This is a genomic window from Rothia sp. HMSC075F09, from assembly GCF_001810515.1.
Taxonomy (GTDB): domain Bacteria; phylum Actinomycetota; class Actinomycetes; order Actinomycetales; family Micrococcaceae; genus Rothia.
In genome coordinates, this window is the sequence record NZ_KV801757.1 from 1 (window position 1) to 4,078 (window position 4,078).

The following is a 4,078-nucleotide window of genomic DNA, read 5'->3' on the forward strand; positions in this document are numbered from 1 at the left end:
CCGGGATTGGCTGCACCGGTAAGGTGTTCGGGGTTTCCCGCCCCGTGTCATCCTTACACTTATATTGTAGCATAGGGAAAGGCATATAAACAAGGTGTAGCGCTTATTATTTTTCCACGATTCCTTCGCGTGACTCCTTGTTATATACATTCAGTCACGCTATAATATAAGTAGGGGTAATCCCTGCACGTCAGGGCTGAACCTACTGCGGGCTCACACCCATTCTTGGGCAACCAGGCGAACATTACTCCATCCCCCGCACCCAAGCCGCACACTTCGGCTTACCCGGAGGTAAATCAAAAAACCACACACCGGCGGGACGCTCCATCTAGGATTAAGCATGTCCCCTCAAAAAAAATACGACAGAAGGAACAAATCATCATGACCACTTCACCCCAGAAGGTACGCTCTCACCCGTGGCTCACGGCCTGCTGCTTCATCTTAAGCATGGCCGCCTTCCTCCTTGGGCTTTCGGGCTTATGGCCCACCTACGGCCCGTCCCTGATGTGCGCCCTCTTCCTGATTGCCGCCGGGCCGGTCATTACCTTTGGCAAGCGTGCCAACGTCGAGGCTACCGGCTTCCGCACCGTAACGATCATGGCGACCGTCGCCTGCGGCCTGGTGTTCAGTAGCTTTCTCAATGCGGGACTGGTTCAGTCTCCCGAAGATGCCGGCGCGGGTGCCACCGGCGGCTTTATGTTCGTCGCCGCCCTGGAGATGTGGATCATCATCCGCCAGATGCAACGAAATATCCCCGAGCTCATCGAGGGCTTGAACATGAAGATTGCGCTCTCCGCTGCTGCTGCTGCTGGCTCATTTGGACTCTTCGGTCTGCTGGCTCTGTCGCTCTTTTGTGCCGCCGGCCCGGTGGCGGGGCTGTGGTTCCGCGCGAAAGGCTGGAAGGTGGACATCACCGGTCTGTTCGCTTCGTGCGCGCTGGTTCTGCTGTCGATTCTGGCGTTTGTGCCGTGGCTAGTTCGCTAGTTTAGGCTGAGGCACCAATAAAGGGGGTGGGTACATGATGTACCCACCCCCTTTTGTATGTGCCCTGAATCAGGGTGAGATTTTCTTGACGAATCCGCCCCTACACCTTGTTTATATACCTTTTTCTATGCTACAATATAAACGCAGGGTGAGGATAGGGAAAATCCTTGACCTGCCAGGTTGAGCCGACCGGCGCAGCCTGTACCACAACAGAAGGAAAATAAATCATGGACTGGCTTCTCTTTATTATTACCACGAAACCCTTGTATATCCTTTTAGCAATTTTATTCTACACATTACCAATTATCATACCGTTTTTATGGATAGGGCTTGGAATAGATGAAGTACCGCAAAAAATAAAAAGCTTTATTCGCACTCAACAGTCTATTGAGGTTGAAAATATCAAGAAAGAAAGTATTAGTATTGATAGCCTCAAATCATTCAATAAGCTATCCAATCAGTTTAATGTAGTTATCAATCCCAGCTATGAAGATTTTGATGACTCACATTTTACGATACAGTGGAAAAAAGCGTCTTCACCCCACGTTCTGAAATCAATATTTTCATGCGATAACGGGATCTGGAAATGCTGCGGGGGATTCGACGGGTCACAGAAGGTTGAGCGTCGAGTTCAAGGCGATACCGTCATTGATTTTGAGCCCTCAAGTGATAGCACATCGTACATTACGAACGAAATATGGCATTATTTCCAGTGCTCCCGGCGACAATTGCGAAAAGAAGAGAAAGCGAGGGAGGTTCACCGCCACGGTAGATACTGCCAGCGGATTAAATCAGTCAAGCACGTGACCTGGCACATTAGAAGTAAGTAGGCGGTGAAATAATGATTGAAAACCCTGACCCCCCAGCCCCTATTACCATTCTACTAACAGCTTTGATTTTCTTACCTATTATTTTACCTATTATTGCCCCCCTACTTTTTATACTTAAAGAAATAATATCCGATATATATAAATATTTACGGGAAGTAGAAACACCTAACGGATTAAATACCACAGATAAGTTCATAGTATATGGTCTTCTTATCCTCGTCTTTACCCTTATAGGCGTTTCTATTTTCTTATAGCAAGAGGTGGCCCACCCCATGTACGGGGTGGGTCACTTTGGTTTTCCATCAGTCAAAAAGGAACCCGTTCGGCGGACGGAAATAACGCCCCGAAATGACCGCGTGGCGTTCCACTTCCTCCACGGTCACCGCGCCGCCCTCACACTGTCGCGCGAAATCCTCCAGCACCTCCAGGGTCGCTTTCTCGCCCGGCGCAGCTGGTTCAAGGCGCACCCGGTTGCGGACATCCTCTCGCTCAAAGGTAGCCCCAATGAAGCCTCTGACCGCTTCGGCGGTCAGAGGTAGGCGGGGCGGTTCACATACAGGGTTTGCCGGTGCTGCCCACTCAACCAGGCCCGCTAGAGTATCGGTTGCCTGCGCGGTGATGTCCCAGTGATGCGTGTCAGGCCTGCGCGATTCTATCGTGACGGTAAACAGCTGCTCCGCCTGATTCTCTGTCATCATCATCTTCATTTCTTCCTGTCCGCTAGCGCCAGACCCTCACCAGCGGACGGCGAATCACCGGCGTTCCTTCCGGCCCTTTCAGAAAAGGCATAATCCACCGTAGCCGACGCTTTGACCGGCCCTCACCGTAGGCCACATTGCGCCAGTGGCCCCGCACGACGAATTGGTGACTGTACCACTCTTCACGATCTTCTCGCCCGCCCTGAACCTCTGAGCTGCGCACCGCCTGCTTCCTCAGCGTCGGGCTAATCTGCACCGTGCGCACAGTTGCACCCGGTGCGCTACGGCGCTTGCCATGCTTACGCCTAACCTTCGGGGTGACCGCCTCGGCTCCAATCGACGTAAGGGACGAATCACCCATCAACAAGAACGTGGCCTCAACGAGGCGCATGCACGCTTCCGCCACGTCAGAACCGGCTAACGCGAATCTTCCGCCTGCGGGCACTCGGGGCACCTCACCGGGACGCTCAGGGATTCCTAGCACCGTACCGGTACCCTTGGGTGCGTGCGCTGGAGAAGAAGCGGCGGCCTGCTGCGCCTGGCCAAAAATCAGAAGTAGTCGGGCGTCCTGCACCACGAATCCTAGAACCTCGCACACCGGCGGGACATCCCCAAAGGTGCCTCGCCGCCACAGATGCGGCGCGCCGGTCGTGTCCACCGTGAAAATGCCGGTGCCGGTTTCATAGAGCACGCCCGTGTTCCGGGTGAGGTCAACCCAGGACTCCCCCGATTCTTTCTCGGGCATGGATTCGTCCCGGGAAGCGTCGAAAATAATATCCGTGATGTCGTCGGCAATCCAGAAAATATCGTCCAGCTTCACCTCTGGCTGGAGCCGCACCGCCAGGCTGATTACGTCCTCTGGGGTGCCGGGCGGGAATTGCTTCCGGGCCTGGCTGAACGCTGCGGAATAGAGGCTATCTTTTAGGTGCTGTGGGGTGTCTTTGATGCTGATGCGGTGCTTCATTGCGCCCGTGGTCTCCTTTCGGCGGCGGGTACGAGAAACCCCGCTAAGCCGAAGGCTAGCGGGGCTGAAAGATTCTCAACTCCCCGGTTTCCACCGGGGGTTGATTTGATTGTATCGCGCATTGTCCAGGGCGTGCAACCGTCGAAGCGGATTACATCTGCACAGCGGCAAGGGGGTGCAATCATTGCAGATTGATATCACTATGCAGTCATAGCATAATGCTATGACTGTACGGTGCATCTGCTGCACCAGGCGCTTATCACGCCCCACGATGTAGCCCACGTCTTCGGTGGTGCATCAAACATTATTTCCCTTTCCTCGCGTGCTACGCATCAAGATAATAACTCCAGCGATTATTAATCCCACGGGTACACCCAAGGGGAGTTGTGCACAGAACCAGGTGCCCGCGTGGCTGAGCACCAGATCCACAACACTGTCAGCAGCGCCGTTTTCATGCAATCCGGGACTTCCAGTTACGTTTTCATAACATGACCCCCTTCTTGGGACTGATTCACTGCACGCCAGGAATCTATTTAATGTGAGGTGCATCATGTGGATAACCTTATCTAGGGTGGGACGTTTAGCCGCGATAGGTGGGACGT

At 53.5% G+C, this 4,078-nt stretch carries 5 protein-coding genes; 3 read left to right on the forward strand and 2 right to left on the reverse strand.

The window, feature by feature from the left end:
* The first annotated feature begins 447 nt into the window (after positions 1-447).
* From HMPREF2749_RS00005 to HMPREF2749_RS09175, 3 genes are all read left to right on the forward strand, one after another.
* Positions 448-984, forward strand: coding sequence for a hypothetical protein (locus tag HMPREF2749_RS00005; RefSeq protein ID WP_141747338.1), 537 nt, complete (start codon positions 448-450; stop codon positions 982-984).
* Between the two features lie 227 nt (positions 985-1,211).
* Entirely contained in the window at positions 1,212-1,814 is a 603-nt protein-coding gene (locus HMPREF2749_RS00010; RefSeq protein ID WP_070592875.1) for a hypothetical protein, read from the forward strand.
* Between the two features lie 11 nt (positions 1,815-1,825).
* A complete protein-coding gene (locus HMPREF2749_RS09175) occupies positions 1,826-2,068 on the forward strand; it encodes a hypothetical protein (RefSeq protein WP_141747339.1) in 243 nt (80 codons plus the stop codon).
* A gap of 48 nt (positions 2,069-2,116) precedes the next feature.
* Here the strand turns inward: HMPREF2749_RS09175 and HMPREF2749_RS00015 are convergent, their stop codons facing one another.
* Positions 2,117-2,515, reverse strand: a complete 399-nt coding sequence (locus tag HMPREF2749_RS00015; RefSeq protein WP_070592877.1) for a hypothetical protein — start codon at positions 2,513-2,515, stop codon at positions 2,117-2,119.
* Between the two features lie 19 nt (positions 2,516-2,534).
* A complete protein-coding gene (locus HMPREF2749_RS09310) occupies positions 2,535-3,476 on the reverse strand; it encodes an AcrVA2 family anti-CRISPR protein (protein WP_210395303.1) in 942 nt (313 codons plus the stop codon).
* Between the last annotated feature and the right edge of the window lie 602 nt (positions 3,477-4,078).